This is a genomic window from Brevundimonas sp. UBA6550, assembly GCF_002434505.1.
Classification (GTDB): Bacteria; Pseudomonadota; Alphaproteobacteria; order Caulobacterales; family Caulobacteraceae; genus Brevundimonas.
Genome location: NZ_DJKE01000012.1, coordinates 458,763 through 479,828, shown reverse-complemented (window position 1 = coordinate 479,828; position 21,066 = coordinate 458,763). Strand labels below are relative to the sequence as shown.

General features: G+C 66.5%; 15 protein-coding genes. 3 read left to right on the top strand and 12 right to left on the bottom strand.

The features are described from left to right. The 4 genes from greA to B3Z70_RS15775 form a co-directional block, all read right to left on the bottom strand. Complete coding sequence (greA, locus tag B3Z70_RS15790) at window positions 1-474, bottom strand: transcription elongation factor GreA (RefSeq protein ID WP_292021397.1); 474 nt, start codon at window positions 472-474, stop codon at window positions 1-3. 145 nt (window positions 475-619) lie between these two features. Continuing rightward, window positions 620-820, bottom strand: coding sequence for a hypothetical protein (locus B3Z70_RS15785; RefSeq protein WP_292021395.1), 201 nt, complete (start codon window positions 818-820; stop codon window positions 620-622). Between the two features lie 54 nt (window positions 821-874). Next, window positions 875-1,540, bottom strand: a complete 666-nt coding sequence (locus B3Z70_RS15780; RefSeq protein ID WP_292021393.1) for a glutathione S-transferase family protein — start codon at window positions 1,538-1,540, stop codon at window positions 875-877. A 58-nt stretch (window positions 1,541-1,598) separates the two neighbouring features. Beyond that, a complete protein-coding gene (locus B3Z70_RS15775) occupies window positions 1,599-1,823 on the bottom strand; it encodes a cysteine protease (protein ID WP_292045894.1) in 225 nt (74 codons plus the stop codon). A 130-nt stretch (window positions 1,824-1,953) separates the two neighbouring features. Here B3Z70_RS15775 and B3Z70_RS15770 point away from each other — a divergent pair, with 130 nt between their 5' ends. Both B3Z70_RS15770 and B3Z70_RS15765 read left to right on the top strand, forming a co-directional pair. Then, window positions 1,954-3,258 (top strand): dicarboxylate/amino acid:cation symporter, encoded by a 1,305-nt coding sequence (locus B3Z70_RS15770; protein ID WP_292045893.1) that lies wholly within the window; start codon window positions 1,954-1,956, stop codon window positions 3,256-3,258. Between the two features lie 192 nt (window positions 3,259-3,450). Then, window positions 3,451-5,364, top strand: coding sequence for a methyl-accepting chemotaxis protein (locus tag B3Z70_RS15765; protein WP_292020441.1), 1,914 nt, complete (start codon window positions 3,451-3,453; stop codon window positions 5,362-5,364). Between the two features lie 56 nt (window positions 5,365-5,420). Here the strand turns inward: B3Z70_RS15765 and carB are convergent, their stop codons facing one another. From carB to B3Z70_RS15745, 4 genes are all read right to left on the bottom strand, one after another. Beyond that, a complete protein-coding gene (gene carB, locus B3Z70_RS15760) occupies window positions 5,421-8,717 on the bottom strand; it encodes a carbamoyl-phosphate synthase large subunit (protein ID WP_292020443.1) in 3,297 nt (1,098 codons plus the stop codon). A gap of 25 nt (window positions 8,718-8,742) precedes the next feature. Next, window positions 8,743-9,057: a ribonuclease E inhibitor RraB gene (locus B3Z70_RS15755; protein ID WP_292020446.1), complete on the bottom strand. Its 315-nt coding sequence runs from the start codon at window positions 9,055-9,057 to the stop codon at window positions 8,743-8,745. A 196-nt stretch (window positions 9,058-9,253) separates the two neighbouring features. Beyond that, entirely contained in the window at window positions 9,254-12,589 is a 3,336-nt protein-coding gene (locus B3Z70_RS15750; protein ID WP_292020448.1) for a TonB-dependent receptor domain-containing protein, read from the bottom strand. A 295-nt stretch (window positions 12,590-12,884) separates the two neighbouring features. Next, window positions 12,885-13,583 carry an HAD family hydrolase gene (locus tag B3Z70_RS15745; RefSeq protein WP_292020451.1) on the bottom strand — a complete coding sequence of 233 codons (699 nt, stop codon included), beginning with the start codon at window positions 13,581-13,583 and terminating at the stop codon, window positions 12,885-12,887. 142 nt (window positions 13,584-13,725) lie between these two features. Here B3Z70_RS15745 and B3Z70_RS15740 point away from each other — a divergent pair, with 142 nt between their 5' ends. After that, complete coding sequence (locus B3Z70_RS15740) at window positions 13,726-14,997, top strand: S41 family peptidase (protein ID WP_292045892.1); 1,272 nt, start codon at window positions 13,726-13,728, stop codon at window positions 14,995-14,997. Window positions 14,998-15,156: 159 nt separating this feature from the next. Here the strand turns inward: B3Z70_RS15740 and B3Z70_RS15735 are convergent, their stop codons facing one another. The 4 genes from B3Z70_RS15735 to tkt all read right to left on the bottom strand — a co-directional run bounded on the left by B3Z70_RS15735 (window position 15,157) and on the right by tkt (window position 21,061). Further along, window positions 15,157-15,390, bottom strand: coding sequence for a YbdD/YjiX family protein (locus B3Z70_RS15735; RefSeq protein ID WP_292020455.1), 234 nt, complete (start codon window positions 15,388-15,390; stop codon window positions 15,157-15,159). After that, window positions 15,383-17,470 (bottom strand): carbon starvation CstA family protein, encoded by a 2,088-nt coding sequence (locus tag B3Z70_RS15730; protein ID WP_292020458.1) that lies wholly within the window; start codon window positions 17,468-17,470, stop codon window positions 15,383-15,385. The genes B3Z70_RS15735 and B3Z70_RS15730 overlap by 8 nt, the downstream gene beginning before the upstream one ends. Before the next feature lie 250 nt (window positions 17,471-17,720). Beyond that, entirely contained in the window at window positions 17,721-18,920 is a 1,200-nt protein-coding gene (gene purT, locus B3Z70_RS15725) for a formate-dependent phosphoribosylglycinamide formyltransferase (protein WP_312082900.1), read from the bottom strand. A 149-nt stretch (window positions 18,921-19,069) separates the two neighbouring features. Then, window positions 19,070-21,061 (bottom strand): transketolase, encoded by a 1,992-nt coding sequence (gene tkt, locus B3Z70_RS15720; RefSeq protein WP_292045891.1) that lies wholly within the window; start codon window positions 21,059-21,061, stop codon window positions 19,070-19,072. Window positions 21,062-21,066 lie beyond the last annotated feature (5 nt).

The window sequence follows — 21,066 nt, the reverse complement described above, 5'->3', positions numbered from 1 at the left end:
TTATTTCCACTCGACCTTGAGAATCTCATAGGCCTTGACCCCGCCGGGGGTGTTGACCTCGACCACGTCGCCGACCTCCTTGGAGATCATGGCGCGCGCGATGGGCGAGGCGATGGAGATGCGCCCCTGTTTCACGTCGGCCTCGTGCTCGCCGACGATCTGGTAGCGGCTCTCTTCCTCGGTGTCCTCGTCCACCACAGTGACGGTGGCGCCGAACTTGACCTGGTCGCCCGACAGTTTGGACACGTCGATGACCTGGGCGCGGCTGATCTTGTCCTCGATCTCGGCGATCTGGCCTTCGATCCAGCCCTGCCGCTCCTTGGCGGCATGGTATTCGGCGTTTTCGGACAGGTCGCCGTGCTCGCGGGCCTCGGAGATGGCCGCGATCACGCTGGGCCTCTCGACCGACTTCAATTGTTTCAGTTGATCGTCGAGGGCGCGATAGCCCTCGGCCGTCATCGGCACTTTTTCCATTGTGTCGTGATTTTTCTTGTTCGCCCGGAGACTGGAAAGACGCGGAAGTAGGCACACAAAAGGCCGCGGGGCGGGCGCGGCCGGGCATCAAAACTAGGGGTTATCGCGCCTCAAATCAAGAGCGCCGCCCCAAGCGGGCCATATTTCAGGCCCGCGCGGGCGGTTCCGACTTGGGATCGCGGCGCAGGACGCCCTTGATCAGGCTGTAGGCCAGCCAGCCGATGGCGGCCAGGCCGGTAAACATGAACAGGCCCGAGACCAGCGCGGCCCCGGCGGCCATGAAGGCCAGAACGAAGGCGACGGCGGCGGCGAGCCCGGCGATGATCTGAATGGTTTGAAGGCGCATGATCCGTTAACGCCTTGCGCCCTGTCGGGTTGCGATCAGCCGATCACGATCCGATCACGCATAGCTGTATTCGCCGCCTCTCTTCAGGGCGCGGCGATAGGCCGGGCGGGCATGGATGCGGTCGAGGAAGGCCTTCAAGCGCGGCTTGGTCGAGGCGTCGAAGGCGCGATCGGCGCCTGCCTCCACGGGGAAACTCATCATGATGTCGGCGGCGGTGAACTGATCCCCGGCGAACCACTCCGAGCGCGCCAACTCGGCCTCCCAATAGGCGACATGGGTGCGAAGCTGGGGATCGACGAAACTGGTCAGAGCCTTGTTCGCCACGCCCTTGACCAGCGGCTTCATCAGCCCCGGCGCGCGGCGGGGAAGCATGCTGAACACCAGCTTCAGCAACAGCGGGGGCATGGCCGAACCCTCGGCATAGTGCAGCCAATAGGTGAAGCGCCGCGCATCCTCGGTGCCCGCCGCCGGGCTCAGTCGGCCCTGACCATAAGTATCCAGCAGATATTCGACCACGGCGCCGGTCTCGGCCACCGTGATGGATCCGTCCTCGATCACCGGCGATTTGCCAAGCGGATGAACCTTCAGCAGTTCGGGTGGCGCCAGCCGGTTGCCGGGGTTTCGCTCGTAGCGGATCACTTCATAGTCCAGCCCCAACTCCTCCAGCAGCCACAGCACGCGCTGCGAGCGGCTGTCGTTCAGGTGATGGACTTTGATCATGGGTCGGCTCCGGACGGCGAACGGCGACTATTCGCGCCGCGGGAGGTGAAGTCGAGGCCTAATGCGGCTTGCGGCCGCTCCAGCGGGCGCGGGGGCGCGGCCGGCCCTGGGTCTGGTTCGGGGCGGCGGCCGTGGGCCGGCCGCCGTCGCGACGGCTGCGCCACACCTCATAGGCCAGGGTCGCAAGGGCCAGTTTGCCGGCGTGGCGACCCGCCAGACGGCGTCCGCCCTTGGACAGCAAGAGGCCGCCCAGCATGGGAACCAGTTTGTGCACACGGGACATGGTCGATCTCCTTGTTCTGGTCTCCAACGCGCCCGTCGGGTTCGCGTTTCGTGCTGCGACGACCTGATCTGCCAGCGACCGTCAGAAGGTTTGGCGCGCGCATCGCAAAAAGGGATGCTAGCTCTGGCCGATGCGCTCTTCTCGTCTCGCCGCCTTCTTCACCTCGCTCAGCTTCTTCGTCATCGCCGCCCTGGTCGCGGGCGTGGTGGTCGGGGGGATGGCCCAGGGCGCGGACGCGCCGTGGCTGACAGGCGGGCTGGGGGTGGTCGAAAGTCTGGGGCAGGTCTGGCTGAACGCGCTGCGTATGACCGTCATCCCGCTGGTCTTCAGCCTGTTGGTCACCGGCATCGTCTCCATCGCCGACGCGGCCGCCACCGGGCGAATCGCGGCGCGGTCGCTGATGGTCTTCGGCGTCTTGCTGGTCGGGGCCACCGTCTATGCGATCCTGGCGGGTCTGGGGCTGCTGGCCCTGTGGCCCATCGACCCGGAGGCCGGCCGCGCCCTTCTGGCCGGAACGCCGGCGGATTCGGCCGCCGTGGTGGGCGAGGCGGCGCGAACGGACGGCCTGCGCGCCTTCCTGTCCAGTCTGGCGCCGGCCAATGTGGTCAAGGCGGCCGCCGACGACGGGGTGCTGGCCGTGGTCGTCTTCGCCGTGGCCTTCGGCTTCGCCGCCACCCGGATCAAGACCGAACTGCGTCGTCCCCTTGCCGGCTTCTTCGAGGCGGTGGCCGAGACCATGGTGGTGATCGTCCATTGGGTGCTGCTGGCCGCGCCGTTCGGCGTCTTCGCCCTGGCGCTGGGCGTGGGGCTGCGTGCGGGTTTGGGCGTGGCGGGGACGCTGGCCCACTATGTCGCCATTGTCTGCCTCAGCCAGATCGGCCTGATCCTGATCACCTATGTCGTGGCGGTGGTCTGGGGTCGGATTTCGCTGGCCCGGTTCGCCCGCGCCGTGGCCCCGGCCCAGGTCGTCGCCGTCTCGACCCAGTCGTCCCTGGCCAGCCTGCCGGTCATGATCGAACGGGCGCGTGACTGGCTGGGCGTGCCCCAGACCTCGGCCGGCCTGATCCTGCCGCTGGCGGTGGCGGTGTTTCGCATCACCAGCCCGGTCGCCAACCTGGCGGTCTGCCTCTATGTGGCGCAGCTGAACGGGATCGACCTCGGTCTCGGCGTTCTGATCGCGGGCGGGCTGACGGCCATCGCCGTGTCCATCGCCTCGGTCGGCCTGCCGGGCCAGGTCAGTTTCTTCGCCGCCATCGGCCCCATCTGCCTGGCCATGGGTTTGCCGCTGGGCGTCCTGCCCCTGCTGCTGGCGGTCGAGGTCATCCCCGACATCTTCCGCACCGTGGGCAATGTCACCGCCGACCTGGCCGCGACGCGGATCGTGCAGGGCGGGGATGCGGAGCCGATCGGGTCCGAGCACTCCAAGACGTCATAAGACGCCGGACTGAAACTATTCTGTCCCTTTCGAAAAGAATAACGCAACTGGCGCGTGTCTTCGGAGTTGCGACGATACTTTACTCCAAAAGCAACAATTGAGACTTGCTTAATGCGCATTCTGTAATCGCCGCAGGGACGAGGACAGGCGCGGCATCGGCACGCGCGATCCCATTCGAGGTGAATTGCGATCATGAGCATCAAAGCGCGGCTCTTGCTGTGTCTGGCCGCCCTGGCCGTCGGCATGGCGGCGATCGGTCTCAGCGGCTGGGTGTCCGCATCGGTCATGAACCAGCGCATGCAGTCGGTTCTCGCCAATCGCGTGGTCCCGATGCAGCAGTTGAAGGCGGCCGTCGACATGTACGCCGTCAACATCGTCGATACCGCACACAAGGCGCGCGACGGCGCGATGACGTCCGACCAGGCGATCCAGGCCATCACGGCCGCCAAGTCGACCATCGCCAGCAACTGGAACGCCTACCGCGTCACGCGCATGACGACCGACGAGCATGCTCTGGTCGAGAGCACGTCGGCGGCCCTGCCCGCCGCCAATGCGGCGGTGGACGAGCTGGAGCGTTTGCTGCGCGCGGGCGACACGGCGGGGCTGGACCGGTTCGTTCGAACCGACCTTTATCCCGCGATCGATCCGGTCAGCGCCAACATGGCCAAGCTTGTCGATCTTCAGGTTCGCGTGGCCCGCGAAGATGGCGTGGAAGCCGCCGGAGTCTTCAAGATCGCCATGATCGTCATGGCCCTGATCGCCTTGGCGGCTGTCGGCCTGCTGATCTTCGCCACCCATGTGATCGTCAAACGGGTCTCCACGCCTCTGCAGGCCATGACGGGCGCCATGTTGCGCCTTGCGGACGGCGACCACGGCATCGTCGTTCCGGCGGTGGGGCAGCGCGACGAACTGGGGCAGATGGCCGACGCCGTGGTGGTGTTCCGCGACGCCGCCGTCGCCAAGATCAAGGCGGACGCGGCCTTGGTCGAGGCCAAGGCCAAGGCCGACCACGATCAACGCATCGCCAGCGAAACGGCCATCGCCGAACAGCAGGCCCTGGTCGTGCAATCCTTCGGGGTCGCGCTGGACAGGCTGGCGCAGGGCGACCTGACCTATCATGTCAATGACAGCCTGCCGGTGGAGTACGAAAAGCTGCGTTCCGATTTCAACGCCGCCATGGCCGCGTTGAAGGACACGATGTCGGTCGTCGTGACCAATGTGTCGGCCATCCGCTCGGGTTCGGGCGAGATCAGCCACGCCGCCGACGACCTGTCGCGCCGCACCGAACAACAGGCCGCCAGCCTGGAGGAAACCGCCGCCGCGCTGGATCAGATCACCGCCACCGTCAACCGCACCGCAGCCGGCGCGCGTCAGGCATCCGATACCGTTCAGGCCGCCAAGGGCGACGCCGAGATGTCCGGCGTCATCGTTCGCGACGCGGTCCAGGCGATGGGGGACATTGAAAAGTCGGCGCAGGAGATCAGCCAGATCATCGGCGTGATCGACGAAATCGCCTTCCAGACCAATCTGCTGGCCCTGAACGCCGGTGTGGAGGCCGCCCGCGCGGGCGACGCCGGTCGCGGGTTCGCGGTCGTGGCCTCCGAGGTGCGCGCCCTGGCCCAGCGTTCGGCCGAGGCCGCAAAGGAGATCAAGGCTTTGATCTCGGCGTCGACGCGCCAGGTGAATACGGGCGTCAATCTGGTGGGCCAGACGGGCGAGGCCCTGCAACGCATCGTCGGCCGCGTTGCCGAGATCGACGGCCTGGTGTCCGAAATCGCCGCCTCGGCGCAGGAGCAGGCCGTCGGCCTGGCCCAGGTCAACACCGCCGTGAACCAGATGGACCAGGTGACCCAGCAGAACGCCGCCATGGTCGAGGAATCGACGGCGGCCAGCCATTCTCTGTCGCAAGAGGCGATGGGGCTTGCGGACTCGGTCGCTCGGTTCAACCTCGGCGCGCCCGCTTCGGTCGCGCGCAAGGCCCCGGTCCCGCCTGCCGCCCGCCAGGCCCCGCGGCCGGTCGTCCAGATGCGCAACACAGGGTCGGGCTCCGCCGCCGTGCGCCGTCCCGAACCGGTCGCCGAGGACGCAGGCTGGGAAGAATTCTGACCCGCTAAGTCTCAAAAGCCGACGGGCGGAGGTCGAAACCTCCGCCCGTCGATCGCTCAGTATTCCTGGATCGCCTTCACATCCAGGTCGCCGGCCTTGATGGCGCCGATGGCCTGGGCCGCCGCCAGCGCGCCGGCGGTGGTGGTGTAATAGGGCATCTTCATCATCAGAGCCGTGCGGCGCAGGCTGAAGCTGTCCTGCAGCGACTGTTTGCCCGAGGTGGTGTTGAAGACCAGCTGGACCTCGCCGTTTTTCATGGCGTCCACGATGTGCGGGCGGCCTTCCAGCACCTTCTTGACCCGTTTCACCTCCAGCCCCTGTTCGACCAGATAGGTGTGGGTGCCGCCGGTGGCGATCAGGCTGAAGCCCTCGGCCAGCAGGGTCCGGGCGGCGTCGACGATGAAGGGCTTGTCCTCGTCCTTGACCGAGATGAAGGCGCAGCCCGAGGTCGGCAGGGTGGTGCCGCCGCCGATCTGGGACTTGGCGAAGGCGCGGGCGAAGGCGGGGGCCATGTCGGCCTCGCCCTCGCGCTTCCAGTCCAGGCCCATGACCTCGCCGGTCGAACGCATTTCCGGGCCGAGGATGGTGTCGACCCCTGCGAAGCGCGCGAACGGGAAGACGGCTTCCTTGACCGCGATATGGTCGTAGGGCTTGTCCGTCAGGCCGAAGGACTTCAGCGGCACGCCCGCCATGACCTTGGCGGCGATGGCGGCGATGGGCTGGCCGATGGTCTTGGCCACGAAGGGCGCGGTGCGCGACGCGCGCGGGTTGACCTCCAGCACGAAGATGCGTGGCTCGGCGCTGTGCGGTTCCTCGATGGCGAACTGCACGTTCATCAGGCCGCGCACCTTCAGAGCCTTGGCCATTTCGGTGGTCTGGCGCTTCAGCTCGGCCACCGTCTCGGCGGACAGGGAGTAGGGCGGCATGGAACAGGCGCTGTCGCCCGAATGGACGCCGGCCTCTTCGATATGCTCCAGTACGCCCGCCACGAAGACCGTTTCGTCGTCGCACAGGGCGTCCACGTCCACCTCGGTGGCGCGGTTCAGATAGTGGTCGATCAGGACGGGATCGTCGCCCGAGACGCGCATGGCCTCATGGACATAGCGGTCCAGTTGCTCGCGGTCGTGGACGATCATCATGCCGCGTCCGCCCAGGACGTAGGAGGGGCGCAGGACGACGGGGTAGCCGACCTCTTCGGCCTTCTGCGCGGCTTCTTCGGCGCTGCGGGCCAGGCCGTTGGGCGGTTGGCGCAGGCCGATGCCTTCCAGCATCTGCTGGAAGCGCTCGCGATCCTCGGCCAGGTCGATGGAGTCGACGCTGGTGCCCAAAACGGGGATGTCGTCGTCCTGCAGGGCGTGGGCCAGCTTCAGCGGCGTCTGGCCGCCGAACTGCACGACGCAGCCGATCAGTTCGCCCCTGGAGCGTTCGACTTCGATCAGCTCCAGCACGTCCTCGGCCGTCAGCGGCTCGAAATACAGGCGATCGGAGGTGTCGTAGTCGGTCGAGACGGTCTCGGGGTTGCAGTTGACCATGATCGACTCGACGCCGATCTGGTCGAAGGCGAAGGCCGCGTGGCAGCAGCAGTAGTCGAACTCGATGCCCTGGCCGATCCGGTTCGGACCGCCGCCCAGGATGATGGCCTTCTTCTTGTCCGACGGTTCGGCCTCGCACTCTGGGATCTGGCCGAGCGCGCCGGTCTCATAGGTCGAATACATATAGGCGGTGGCCGAGGCGAACTCGGCGGCGCAGGTGTCGATCCGCTTGAACACCGGGCGCACGTTCAGACCGCGACGGGCCAGACGCACGGCCTTCTCGGTCGCGCTGGTCAGTTGCGCCAGACGGGCGTCGGAGAAGCCCTTGGCCTTCAGGCGGCGGAACTCGGTCGGGTCGGACGGCAGGCCCTTGACGCGGACATGGCCTTCCTCGCGCACGATGTCGGCGATCTGGCGCAGGAACCACGGCTCATAGGCGCAGGCAGCATTGACCTCTTCGACCGACAGGCCGTGGCGGAAGGCCTGGGCGATGACGCGGATGCGGTCGGGCGTGGGCACGCCCAGCGCCCGCACCACGGCGGCGCGGGCCGTCGCATCGTCGGCGGCGCCGGCGACGCCCTCGATCTCGATTTCGTCGAAGCCCGACAGGCCGGTTTCCAGCCCGCGCAGGGCCTTCTGCATCGATTCCTGGAAGGTGCGGCCGATGGCCATGACCTCGCCCACCGACTTCATCGAAGTGCCCAGCAGCGGCTCCGAACCCGGATACTTCTCGAAGGCGAAGCGCGGGATTTTGGTGACCACATAATCGATGCTCGGCTCGAACGAGGCGGGCGTGACCTGGGTGATGTCGTTCTGCAGTTCGTCCAGCGTGTAGCCGACGGCCAGGCGCGCCGCGACCTTGGCGATGGGGAAGCCGGTGGCCTTGGAGGCAAGCGCCGACGAGCGCGACACGCGCGGGTTCATCTCGATCACCACCATGCGGCCGTCGACGGGATTGATGGCCCACTGGACGTTCGATCCGCCCGTCTCGACCCCGATTTCGCGGAGCACATTGATCGAGCCGGTCCGCATCCGCTGATATTCCTTGTCGGTCAGCGTCAGGGCAGGGGCGACGGTGATCGAGTCGCCCGTATGGACGCCCATCGGATCGACGTTCTCGATGGAGCAGATGATGATGCAGTTGTCCGCCGTGTCGCGGACGACCTCCATCTCGTATTCCTTCCAGCCCAGCACCGACTCTTCGATCAGGACCTCGGTCGTCGGCGACAGGTCCAGACCGCGCAGCACGATCTCGTCGAACTCCTCGCGGTTATAGGCGATGCCGCCGCCGGTGCCGGCCAGGGTGAAGGACGGGCGGATCACGGCGGGCAGGCCGACGAACTCAAGCCCCTCCAGCGCCTCTTCCATCGAATGGGCGGCCTTTGAGCGGGGCGATTCCAGGCCCAGCTTGTCCATCGCGTCGCGGAACTTCTGACGATCCTCGGCCTTGTCGATGACCTCGGCCTTGGCGCCGATCATCTCGACCCCGTGGCGGGCCAGGGCGCCGGATTCATGCAGGGCCAGGGCGGTGTTCAGCGCCGTCTGTCCGCCCATGGTCGGCAGCAGGGCGTCGGGCTTTTCCTTGATGATGATCTTCTCGACCATCTCGGGCGTGATCGGCTCGATATAGGTGGCGTCGGCCACCTCCGGGTCGGTCATGATGGTGGCGGGGTTCGAGTTGACCAGGATGACCCGATAGCCTTCGGCCTTTAGCGCCTTGCAGGCCTGAACCCCGGAATAGTCGAACTCGCACGCCTGGCCGATGACGATCGGGCCGGCGCCGATGATGAGGATGGACTTGATGTCTGTGCGCTTGGGCATCGCCAGCTCTTCTTCTTATTGAACGCTAATGGGTCACGACCGCGCAGTCCCAGCCGTCATAGTCCAGCTGGAAGGCCGCGGCCCAGGTCTGCATCATGGCCGAGGTGGCCGAAAACGACGCCTCGTCCACCGCCATGGTGGTCTCTAGAATGGTGGAATCGTCGGCGCCGCTGGTCAGGAAACCCGCGCGGCGGGCGACCTCGTTCAGGTCGCCGTGGTCGCCTTCGCCATAGAAGTAGAACCGCGTGTGACGCGGCGTCACGCCGCTGTCGCCCTGTTCGGCCAGCGCCGCGCGCACCATGGCGTCGCGTTCGTCATGACGGATGTCGGGGGCGAGCAAGGCGGCCTGTTCCTTCGGTCTTCACGCGCGCGAGAAGCCCCCGCACGGCAGGGCCATGCGACGTTCGCGTCATGTTGTCGGTTAAGCGGCCCGTTTAGAGAGGGAGGGGACGCCTGACAAGGCGGTGCGGCCTCTGCGCAAAGAAAAAGGGCGGCGTCTTGCGACGCCGCCCTTCAGTCTCAGAAGTGAACCCGCCTTAGAAGGGGCGGAAGTTCAGGCCGACGAAGAAGCGACGGCCGTAGGGGTCGTAGTTGGAGTAGATGGTCGTCCCCAGGATGTCGCGCTGTTCGGCGTCGAACAGGTTCACGACCCCGGCGCGCAGCGTCAGATCGTCCCGCACCTTGTAGCGAACGGTCAGATCGTGACGAACGAACGGTCCGGTCTCCATCTGGTCGACCAAGCGGGCGTCGGCGTTGTTGATGAAGTCACGCGCCCGGATGATGTTGGCGCTCGACTGCCAGTCGGCCGTCCAGTTGATGTTCCAGGTGTCGTTCGGACGCCATGCCAGCGACGAGCTCAGACGCACACGCGGATAGACGTTCGTGCCGCTGAGACCGATGCTGCCGGCCAGTTCATCGTAGTCGCTGGGGTCCGACTCGTTCAGATATTGCTTCTGCTCGATCAGCCACGACCCGTTCACACGCCAGTCGAAGGCGCCCCAGTTCTTGCCGAAGTCAGCCGTTTCCAGCGTGTAGTTGGCGCCGAAATCGAGCCCGCGGGTCTCAAGAGCAGCGTAGTTGAACGACCGCTCGATGAAGCCGCCGATCGCATTGCCGGACGGTGCGCCGACACCGAACGGAATGTTCGGCGAGTTGCGGAAGATCGAGTTACAGGCGTCCAGGTTCAGTTCCGCGCCATTGACGCAGTTGTTCGCGATCCCTTCAGCCGAGACCGAGGCGATCACCTTGTCGATGCGGATTTCATAGTAATCCAGCGTCATGGTCAGGCCGGGGATGAAGCGCGGCTGAAGCACGGTCGAGAAGGTGAAGGATTCGGATTCTTCCGGCTCCAGGTTCGGATTGCCGCCGCTGACGCCGGCGATGCCCGAGGTGTAGTCCGGGCGGAAGTCGTCGGTGTTGGTGGCGGTCGCGCCGGCGAAGTCGAACGTCAGACCCTTCTGCGCGGCCAAGGCCGTGCAGTTCTTGATACGGTTGGCCTTCGTCTCCTGGTCGTTCACTCCGGCGATGCTGGCGGTCGCGCAGGGATCGACGAAGTTGTTCGCGAAGGTTTGGCCGAACGGAGCGTAGTTCTCGCCGAGGTTCGGAACGCGAACAGAGGAGTTGAAGCTGGTCTTGAAGGTGATGTCGCGGATCGGGCGATAAACCAGGTTCACGCCGTAGACATCGACATTGCCGACCGTCGAATAGTCGGCCCAGCGGTACGAACCGCTGAGTTCGGCATATTCGCCAAGACGGGAATCGCGGAACAGCGGCACGGACAGCTCCGTGAACACTTCCTTGGATTCATAGCTGACTTCAGGGAAATCCGCTCCGGTGTTGAGGAACAGCAGGCGGTCGCCGGCCGACGCGCTACGACCGATGGCCGATGTCGTTTCCTTGCGCCATTCACCGCCGAAGGCGAAGCCGAGGTTGCCGGCGCCCCAGAGATCCCAGAGCTCGGTGGAGATCGAGCCGACAGCCTGCTGCTGCTCGTTCATTTCCTTAACAACGACGGCGGCGTCCACGTACTGCAGCGCTTCAGCCGACTGATTGCCTGCGCCGAAGATGTTCAGCGGCGCACACTGCGCGATCGAGTTGCGGCCGTATTCCGTGTCCAGCAGGTTGGTGGGGGCGCCGTTTGCGTCCCTGCGGTGCTTGTCGGCGATGAAGGTCGCGCCTTGCGCCTGAAGCAGTTTGGAGCGGCAGACGATGGAGCCTGCCGGGCCAGCGACACCCAGTCTGTCGATGACCGAGTCGGCGGCGAGCGCCATGCGCTGCGAATCGACAGCGCGCTCGATGTTTTCGATCTCGGCCTTGCCGTAGGTGTAGCCCAGGTCCCAGGACAGCGACTTGGCGAAGCCCATCGGCCCGTGATCGCCCTTGAAGCCAGCGACATAGCGTTGGATGTCACGGGTGTTCGACTGCGTCCGGTCGGGGCCGAAGAAGCTGTGACGCGCGATCGGCAGCGCCTGGCTGCTGATCAACTGACCGGCGTTCGCGGCGGTCGGGGGTGCATAAATATCAATGCGATTGGCGGCGATAGCCGTCTTCAAGTTCTGCGGCAGGAAGGCGTTGTCGTCCCAGCGCAGGTCGAAGGCCGATGTGCCCCAGATAGAGTTCGTGTCGTTGGCGCCGTAGGAATCGTTGTCCAGATCAACGTCGAAGAAGGTCCGCTGACCCCGCATGAAGGTGTCTTCGGTGACATATTTAGCTTCGGCGTAGAAGCTGATTGCGTCCGTGATCTTGAAGTTGGTGCCGACTTGGTAACGCTGCGATTCCGACGCGGGAACGCGGCTGTAGCCAGCCACTTCGCCCAACGGCATGCCGTCGCCGCCGATGTTATAGGGACGATTGATGCCGACGTTGCCGACGCGCTGACCGAAGTTCGCCAGGCGACCGTTTGCGCCGTCATAAACGTAGGTCTTTCCGGGCGTGACGCCGTAGCAGTTTGCGGCATAGGTGAAGTTCCCACCGCTGAAGCAGTTTTGATAGGGAATGTTGGGATTGGTCAGGTTGCTGGGCTGTTGCAGATTGGCCAGCGTGGTTTGGCCCCACGGCAGGATGTCCAGACGGTTGACGCCATAGAAGACCGTGGCGTCTAGACGGCCGTCATACGGCGCCGTCGTGGGGTCGGCGTCGATCGACAAACGGATCGGGGCGCGACGGATCCAGTTGATGTCCATCGAATCGACGTTGTCGATCTTTTCGTACTCGGCATGCGCATAGACGTTGAGCCGGTCATCGAAGAAGTTCTTACCGATCAGGCCGGAAATGCGGCGGCTGGCTTCGCCGTTGCTGTTGATCTGGCCATAGTTGGCGTCGATCTCCAGACCTTCGAAGTCCTTCTTCAGAATGAAGTTGACGACGCCCGAAACCGCGTCGGCGCCGTACACCGAAGAGGCGCCGCCCGTGATGATTTCGACATTCTGGATCAGCAGGCGCGGAATGGTGTCCACATCCACCGACAGTTCGCCGCCGGAAGACCCGACATGCCGGCGACCGTCGACCAGCGTCAGCGTGCGACCCGCGCCCAGCGAGCGCAGGTTGGGCAAGGAGAGGCCCCCCGTGTTCAGGCTGGATCCGGTGGTGTCGGAGGGCACCGTGGAGTTCTGAAGCGCAGGGATGGTCGCCAGATAGTCGATGACGCTGGTCTGGCCGGTCGACAGAATCTCGTCCTGCGACACCTGGATCAGAGGGGTCGGCGCATTGGCGGCGCTGCGACGGATGCGCGATCCGGTGACTATGATTTCGTCAAGTTGCGTGGCCGAAGCGTCTGAGGGGGACGTCGTCTGGGCAGGCAGATCTTGGGCGAAGGCGGTCGTGGCGATCAGGGCGCCAGCGAGCACCGTTGATGACAATAGAATATTTCGCATATGGACTCCGTATGGCGCGGCCGATGGGGGACAAGACGCCAAAAGACGTCGTTGATCCGCCGCTTGCGGGTCACAAACCTGACACAGATGGTGACGTCAAGGCAGGGGGTGATTATAGCGAATATAACGATGTTATACATTCGCAGTGTTTTAGAATAGACACACTCACCCATTTTGCCTGTGATCTGAGCTTTTTTGCTGCTGAAGCACAGTCGGACGTTATTGAAGATTTCTTATGTGTGTCTCGGCTTAGGTTCCTCTCGCGGCGACCAAGGCCTTGAAATTAGGCTCTGTCTTAAAAATCGATCGCCGCGATCCAGTCCGGCAGTTTGCCGATGCGGGCCAGCGAGACATAGCGAGGTTCGTCCACCGGGGCGTCGGCGAGTTCGTGGGCCCAGGTGACGGCGTAAGGGATGTGGACGCCGAAGGCGCCGGCGGCGATGGCGGGCAGGACGTCGGACTTCATGGAGTTGCCGGCCATGACGGCCTCGGCCGGGCCTGTGCCATGACGGGCGAAGATGCGGTCGTAGGTGGTGCGGTCTTTCTCCGACACGATCTCGACCGCGCTGAACCGTTCGCCCAGGCCGGACGCGGCCAGTTTGCGTTCCTGATCGAGCAGGTCGCCCTTGGTGATCAGCACGAGGCGATATTTCTCCGACAACTCTGCGATCACTTCGTCGACGCCGGGCAGGGTCTCGACCGGGTGGGCCAGCATCTCGCGGCCGGCGGCCAGGATCTCGCGCACGACGTGGGGCGGGGCGGTTCCGTCGGTCAACTCCATCGCCGTCTCGATCATCGACAAGGTGAAGCCCTTCACCCCGTAACCATAGAGGCGCAGATTGCGTTGTTCGGTCTCGGCCAGGCGCGACTCAATGGTCGCCTCGTCGCCATGGTCGGCCAGCAGATCGACGAACCGCGCATGGGTCAGGCGGAAGATCGTCTCGTTGTGCCAAAGGGTGTCGTCGGCGTCCAGGCCGACCGTGGTGATGCTCATGCCGCGCCCCTATCATGGGATGCGGCGCGAAGGGAGACGTGACGAAAGGATCGGATGCGATCGTGGGGGCGGCAGGCGGGACTGCCCGGATGACGCGCATTCGTGACTTGAGGCGTGGCGGGGCTTGGGTCAGATGAAGGCCATGCGTCTTTGCCTTTCCGCACGGTTGTTCGGCGTCCTGTTGCTGGGCCTTCCCGTAGGGCAGGCGGCGGCGGCCGATGCGGCGCCTGACAGTGCTAGTGCGGCGGTCGTCGCGGCGGGGCCGACCCGCCAGCAGGCGCGGCTGAACCAGCGGGTGTTCGACCGCGTGTGGGACGAGGTGCGGCGCGGCTATTACGACCCCGGCCTGCATGGCGTGGACTGGCGCGCGGCGCGGGCGCAGTTCCGACCCCAGGCCCTGGCCGCGCCCGATGAACGGGCGCTGTACCGGGTGCTGAACGCCATGCTGGACCTGTTGGACGACGGCCACGCCGCCGCCAGCCCGCCGGCGGCCGTGCGCCGCCAGGAGGCCCAGTTCGCGCGTCGCGCCGTGATGGGCATGACCCTGATGCGGGGTCAGAGCCCGGACGACTGGACCGTCGAACGCATCCGCCCCGGCTCGCCGGCCGAGGAGGCGGGCATACAACTGGGCTGGGCGCTGAATACCGTGGATGGCCAGCCGTGGGGGCCGGACGTGGAGACGTTCGACGGCCGGCCCGTGCATCTGGTCCTGACCGACGAGACGGGCCAGCGGCGCGAGACGACCCTGACGCCGCGCATCATGGATGCGGTCCAGCCCTTTGTCGCCGATACGTCGCGGCCCGGGGTGCTGGTGCTGCGGGTCGAGCAGTTCGACAAGGGCCTTGGGCCGTGGATGGGCAGCGCGCTGGAGGGCCTGCCGCCCGATGTGGACGTGGTGCTGGATCTGCGCGGCAATCCGGGCGGACGGCTGTGGGAGGCGGAATCGGTTCTGACCTGCTTCCTGCCGCGCAATCAGGCCTGGGCCACGCGCACCGGACGCACCGGCCGGGCGGTGGTGCTGAGGGCGGCGGGCGACTGCGGCGACCGGCGCGATCCGCTGGCCAATCCGGTCGCGGTGCTGGTCGATCAGGGCAGCCGCAGCGCGGCCGAGCTGACCCCGGCGGCCCTGCAGGAGGCGCGGCGCGGCATCGTGGTGGGGGAACGGACCGGCGGCTCGGTGCTGATCGCGCAGGAGACCAATCTGCCCGACGGCGGGCGGCTGACGCTCAGCCGGGCGGACTTCGTCACCGCCGGCGGGACGCGGCTGGAGAAGCGCGGGGTGACGCCCGACATCGCCGCCCCTCGAACCGTGGCCCAGCGCCGGGCCGGCGACGATCCGACGCTGGAGGCCGCCATCGCCGCGCTTCGCGGCCAGGACCGGGCCGGCGCCGCTGACCGACCCGGCCCGCTCTAAGATCATCTTCCTCTATCCGCTCATCCCGGCGGAAGCGGGGACCCAGGTCTTTTGCAAGATGGGTGCGTTGGATGGGCGGCTGGCGCTCTGGCTCCGGGTTGACCGCCCGAAGCGCTGGGTCCCGGCTTCCGCCGGGATGAGCGGAAGATCAAAGAGCGATCAGCAGCATTTGAACCCGCCCGCCCCGCCGAACCGGCGCTGTTCGTGCAGGCGGAAGAAGGCGGTCTTGTCCAGCGGCGGCTGGTCGGGATGGGTCGCCGCCGCATGGTCGACATAGGCCTGATAGTCCGGCTGGCCGATCATGGCGCCGGCCGTGCGCCTGACGCCGCGACCCCACCGCAGGGCGGCGTCGCGGCACAGGCACAGCAGGTCCTCGTTCGAGGGGTCAGGCACGGGCCACGTCCGCGGCTTCGTCGGCCGCCGTCAGTTCGTGGCTTTCGGGATATTCGCGCACGGTCGGACGGTTGTTCAGATAGGCTTTGCGGCAGGCCAGGACGCCATAGACGACCATGGTGATGACCACGAACAGGAAGCCCGCCGTCAGCGCCGAGTTGACGTAGTCGTTGACCACGATCCGGTGCATGTCCGCCGCCGACTTGGCCGGGGCGATCAGTTCGCCGGCGCCCAGCGCCTCCTGATACTTCCGGGCATGGGCCAGGAAGCCGATGCGGACCTCGGGGTGGAACAGCTTCTGGAAGCCCGCCGTCAGGGTGCAGATCAGCAGCCAGGTGGCCGGGACCACCATGACCCAAGCGAACTTCTCGCGCTTCATCTTGAACAGGACCACGGTCCCCAGGATCAGGGCGACGGCCGCCAGCATCTGGTTGGCGATGCCGAACAGGGGCCACAGGCTGTTGATGCCGCCCAGCGGATCGACCACGCCGGTATAGAGGAAATAGCCCCACAGACCGACCGTCAGGGCCGTGGCCACGACGTTGGCGGCCCAGGACTTGGTCTCGCGCATCTTGGGCACGGCGACGCCCAGCAGGTCCTGGATCATGAAGCGGCAGACGCGGGTGCCGGCGTCCACCGTGGTCAGGATGAAAAGGGCCTCGAACAGGATGGCGAAGTGATACCAGAAGGCCATCATCGCCTTGCCGCCGATCACGCTGGACAGGATGTGGGCCATGCCGACCGCCAGGGTCGGGGCGCCGCCCGCGCGCGACAGGATCGAATGCTCGCCCACGTCGCGGGCCAGCTGCTCAAGCTCGCCGGGCGTGATGTGGAAGCCCCATTGGGCCACGGCGGCGGCGGCCGAGGCCGCGTCCTTGCCGATCACGGCGGCCGGGCTGTTCATGGCGAAATAGACCGCCGGATCCAGAACCGTGGCGGCGATCAGGGCCATGACCGCGACGAAGCTTTCGCACAGCATGGCGCCATAGCCGATCATCGGGATCTGGGCTTCGTTCTCCAGCAGCTTGGGCGTGGTGCCCGACGAGATCAGGGCGTGAAAGCCCGACACGGCGCCACAGGCGATGGTGATGAACAGGAAGGGGAACAGGGCGCCGGCGAAGACCGGGCCGGTGCCGTCGATGAAGGGGGTGATGGCCGGCATCTGCAGGTGCGGACGCACGATCAGGATGCCGACGGCCAGGGCCACGATGGCGCCGATCTTCAGGAAGGTCGACAGATAGTCGCGCGGCGCCAAGAGCAGCCACACCGGAATGACCGAGGCGATGAAGCCATAGACCATCATCAGGATGGCCAGGGTCGGGCCGGTCAGGGTGAAGGCCGGGCCCCAGTAGGGATCAGCCGCCACATGACCGCCGCCGATGATGGCCAGGATCAGCAGGACGACGCCGATCACCGACACCTCGCCCACGCGGCCCGGCCGAAGGAAGCGGGTGTACAGGCCCATGAAGATGGCGATGGGGATGGTGGCGGCGACGGTGAACGTGCCCCACGGGCTTTCGGCCAGGGCCTTGACCACCACCAGGGCCAGAACGGCCAGGATGATGACCATGATCATCAGGACGCCGACCTGGGCGATGATGCCGGGGATATTGCCCATTTCGGTGCGGATCATGTCGCCCAAGGACTTGCCGTCGCGGCGCGTGGACATGAACAGGACCATCATGTCCTGAACCGCCCCCGCCAGCACCGCCCCGACCAGGATCCACAGGACGCCGGGCAGATAGCCCATCTGCGCGGCCAGCACCGGCCCGACCAGCGGCCCGGCCCCCGCGATGGCGGCGAAGTGGTGGCCGAACAGGACGTTCCGGGGCGTCGGCACATAGTCCAGCCCGTCGTTGCGACGCATGGCGGGCGTCAGGCGCGCGGGGTTCAATCCCATGACCTTGTTGGCCAGATACCGGCTGTAGAACCGATAGGCGATCGCATAGGTGCAGACGGCGGCGACCACCATCCAGACCGCGCTGATGCTCTCGCCCTGGTGCAGGGCGATGATGCCCAGGGACACGGCCCCCAGGATGGCGATGGCGCCGAAGATTATGGGTGTGCTCAGCTTGCCCACGACAGACTCCTCCCAGCCGACTGATCGCGGCCCTCGCCCATGGTTTGCACCACAATGCGGGACAAGGCCAATCGACCAAAGTCGTAGAAAGACGTCTCCTCCCTGCGGAGCGGGGAGGTGGCGCGGCGCATCTTAGCGCCGTGACGGAGGGGTTCTTCACCGCTTCGCAGGCGCCCGTGGGGCTTCAACAGCCCCTCCACCACGCTACGCGCGGTCCCCCTCCCCACAAGTGGGGAGGAGACGGTCGGCGTCAGCCCCGCACCACCTTCACGCGCCCGGCGGCTTCGCGCGCGCGTTCGCGGGCCTGATCCACATCGGCGCCGCGCGCGCTCGCCACGCCCATGCGGCGGCGCTCGAACGCTTCGGGCTTGCCGAACAGGCGCAGGTCTGCGGTGGGGACCGACAGGGCCTCGGCCACGCCTTCGAAGGCCACGCCTTGCGCCTCCATGCCGCCGTAGACGACCGCGCTCGCGGCGGGCTCGCGCTGGGTCACATCGACCGGCAGGCCCAGGATGGCGCGGGCGTGCAGGGCGAACTCGCTCATTGTCTGGCTGGCCAGGGTGACCAGGCCGGTGTCGTGCGGACGGGGCGAGACCTCGGAGAACCAGACCTGATCGCCCTTGACGAACAGTTCGACGCCGAAGACGCCAAGACCGCCTAGCGCCTCCGTCACCTTGGCGGCGATGTCCTGGGCCGAGGCAAGGGCGCCCGCGCTCATGGCCTGGGGCTGCCAGCTCTCGACATAGTCGCCCTTGACCTGACGATGGCCGATGGGGGCGCAGAAGTCGGTGACGACCACGCCGTCGCGCAGCGAACGCACGGTCAGCAGGGTGATCTCGAAATCGAAGTCGATCCGCCCCTCGACGATGACGCGGGCGCCGGCGACGCGGCCGCCTTCCTGGGCATAGGTCCAGGCGTCGGCGATTTCGTCTGCGTTCTCGACGAAGGACTGACCCTTGCCGGACGAGGACATGACCGGCTTGACGAAATTGGGATAGCCGACCGTCTCGGCGCCCGTCGCCAGTTCCTCAGGCGAACCGGCGAAGGCGTAGGGGCTGGTGGGCAGGCCCAGGGTTTCCGCCGCCAGCTTGCGGATGCCCTCGCGGTTCATGGTCAGCTGCACCGCGCGGGCGGTGGGCACGACCCGCGCCATGCCCGCCGCCTCGATATCGGCCAGAACCTCGGTGGCGATGGCCTCGATCTCGGGCACGATGATGTGCGGCGCCTCGGCCAGGATGACGCCGTTCAGCACCTGGGCGTCGGTCATGGGGATGACGTGGCTGCGGTGCGCCACCTGCATGGCCGGGGCGTTGGGATAGCGGTCCACCGCGATCACCTCGCAGCCCAGCCGCTGCAGTTCAATGGCGACTTCCTTGCCCAGTTCGCCCGCGCCGAGCAGCATGACGCGCACGGCGGTGTCGGAAAGCGGGGTGCCGAGTTTCATGGCGATCAATCTCAGGCGCCTGTGTCCTCCCCGCGCCAGCGGGGAGGGGGACCGCGAAGCGGTGGAGGGGTTCTGGGCGCCGAAAGAGCCCCTCCGTCTCTCCGCTTCGCTGCGAGCAACCTCCCCATTCGCTGCGCGAACAGGGAGACGGAGAGTTACAGCCGAGCCTTGACCGCCGCGACCACGGCATCCGAGGTGATGCCGAACTTTTCGTACAGGACTTCGGCCGGGGCCGAGGCGCCGAAGCTGGACATGCCGATGAAGGCGCCGTCCTCGCCGATGAACCGTTCCCAGCCCTGTTTAATGGCGGCTTCCACCGCCACGCGCACCGTGCCGCGGCCGATGACGGCGGCCTGATAGGCGGCGTCCTGTTGCTCGAACAGTTCGAAGCTGGGGACGGAGACGACGCGGGTGGGCGTCCCTTCGGCTTCCAGAACCGATGCAGCCTCCAGCGCCAGGGCCAGTTCCGTGCCGGTGCCGAACAGGGTGACCTTGGCCTCGCCATTGGCGGCCTTGATCTCATAGGCGCCCTTGGCCGACAGGTTTTCCGACGCGGCGACGGTGCGGACCGCAGGCGTCTTCTGGCGCGACAGGGCCAGGGCCGAAGGCGCGGTCTTGGTCTGAAGCGCGATCTGCCAGCACTCCATCGCCTCGATCGTGTCGGCGGGGCGGAAGACCAGCAGGTTCGGAATGGCGCGCAGGGCCGCCAGATGTTCGACCGGCTGGTGCGTCGGGCCGTCTTCGCCCAGACCGATGCTGTCGTGCGTCAGAACGTGGATGGCGCGCACCCCCATCAGGGCGCCCAGACGGATGGCCGGACGGCTGTAATCCGAAAACACCATGAAGGTGCCGCCGTAGGGGATGACCCCGCCGTGCAGGGCGAGGCCGTTCATGGCCGCCGCCATGCCGAACTCGCGGATGCCCCAGTTGACGTAGCGCCCCTCATAGGTCGGCGCGTCCAGGATTGGGGTGCCCTTGACGAAGGTGTTGTTCGATCCGGTCAGGTCGGCCGAGCCGCCGACCAGTTCGGGAATGGCGGCGAACAGTTCGTCCAGCGCGGCGCCCGACGACTGGCGCGTGGCCTGGGCCGGCTTGGTCTCGATCAGTTCGGCGATCTTGGCGTTCAGGGCGTCGAAGGCGGCCTCGGGCAGGTCGCCCTTCATGGCGCGGGTGAAGTCGGCGGCCTGGGACGAGGCGGCCAGACGGGCCTCCCACTTCTTGCGGTCCTTGGATCCGCGCCGACCGACCTTATGCCAGGCCGACAGGATGGTCTCGGGCATTTCGAACGGGTCGTGATCCCAGGCCAGGCCCAGGCGGGTGGCCGCGATCTCGGCGGCGCCCAGGGCCGCGCCGTGGGTCTTGTGGCTGCCTTCCATGGTGGCGGCGCCCTTGCCGATCTTGGTCTTGCAGGCCAGCAGGACGGGCTTGTCCTGGCGGATCGCCCACTGCATCGCCGACTTGATCGCCTTCATGTCGTGGCCGTCGACGGCCTTGACCGCCCAGCCGGCGGCCTTGAAGCGGGCCTTCTGGTCAACGGCGTCCGACAGCGAGACCTTGCCGTCGATGGTGATTTCGTTGTCGTCCCACAGCACGGTCAGCTTGTTCAGCTTGTAGCGGCCAGCCAGCGCTATGGCTTCCTGCGAAACGCCCTCCATCAGGCACCCGTCGCCGGCGACGACCCAGGTGCGGTGATCGACCAGGTCGTCGCCGTATTTGGCGGCCAGATGACGCTCGGCCATCGCGAAACCGATCGAGGTGGCCAGACCCTGACCCAGCGGGCCGGTGGTCACTTCGACGCCCGGCATATGGCCGTATTCCGGGTGGCCGGCGGTCTTGGAGCCCCACTGGCGGAAGTTGGACAGCTCTTCCTTGGTCGCGGCCTTGTAGCCGGTGAGGTGCAGCAGGGCGTAGATCAGCATCGAGCCATGGCCGGCCGACAGGATGAAGCGGTCGCGGTCGGCCCAGTCGGGGCGCGAGGCGTCGAACTTCAGGAACTTGGAAAACAGCACCGTGGCGACGTCGGCCATGCCCATCGGCATGCCGGGGTGGCCCGACTTGGCCTTCTCCACGCCGTCCATCGCGAGGACGCGGATGGCGTTGGCCATCTGTTCGGGGGTGGCCTTGGGTGCGGATTTGGCGTCGGTCACGGCGG

What these genes read in the sequence shown, in the direction of transcription:
- B3Z70_RS15770 (WP_292045893.1), top strand. Translation starts at nt 1,954, where the DNA reads ATGCGCTCTTCTCGTCTCGCCGCCTTCTTCACCTCGCTCAGCTTCTTC.
- B3Z70_RS15765 (WP_292020441.1), top strand. Translation starts at nt 3,451, where the DNA reads ATGAGCATCAAAGCGCGGCTCTTGCTGTGTCTGGCCGCCCTGGCCGTC.
- B3Z70_RS15750 (WP_292020448.1), bottom strand. Translation starts at nt 12,589, where the DNA reads ATGCGAAATATTCTATTGTCATCAACGGTGCTCGCTGGCGCCCTGATC.
- B3Z70_RS15775 (WP_292045894.1), bottom strand. Translation starts at nt 1,823, where the DNA reads ATGTCCCGTGTGCACAAACTGGTTCCCATGCTGGGCGGCCTCTTGCTG.
- greA (WP_292021397.1), bottom strand. Translation starts at nt 474, where the DNA reads ATGGAAAAAGTGCCGATGACGGCCGAGGGCTATCGCGCCCTCGACGAT.
- B3Z70_RS15780 (WP_292021393.1), bottom strand. Translation starts at nt 1,540, where the DNA reads ATGATCAAAGTCCATCACCTGAACGACAGCCGCTCGCAGCGCGTGCTG.
- B3Z70_RS15740 (WP_292045892.1), top strand. Translation starts at nt 13,726, where the DNA reads ATGCGTCTTTGCCTTTCCGCACGGTTGTTCGGCGTCCTGTTGCTGGGC.
- B3Z70_RS15745 (WP_292020451.1), bottom strand. Translation starts at nt 13,583, where the DNA reads ATGAGCATCACCACGGTCGGCCTGGACGCCGACGACACCCTTTGGCAC.
- carB (WP_292020443.1), bottom strand. Translation starts at nt 8,717, where the DNA reads ATGCCCAAGCGCACAGACATCAAGTCCATCCTCATCATCGGCGCCGGC.
- B3Z70_RS15785 (WP_292021395.1), bottom strand. Translation starts at nt 820, where the DNA reads ATGCGCCTTCAAACCATTCAGATCATCGCCGGGCTCGCCGCCGCCGTC.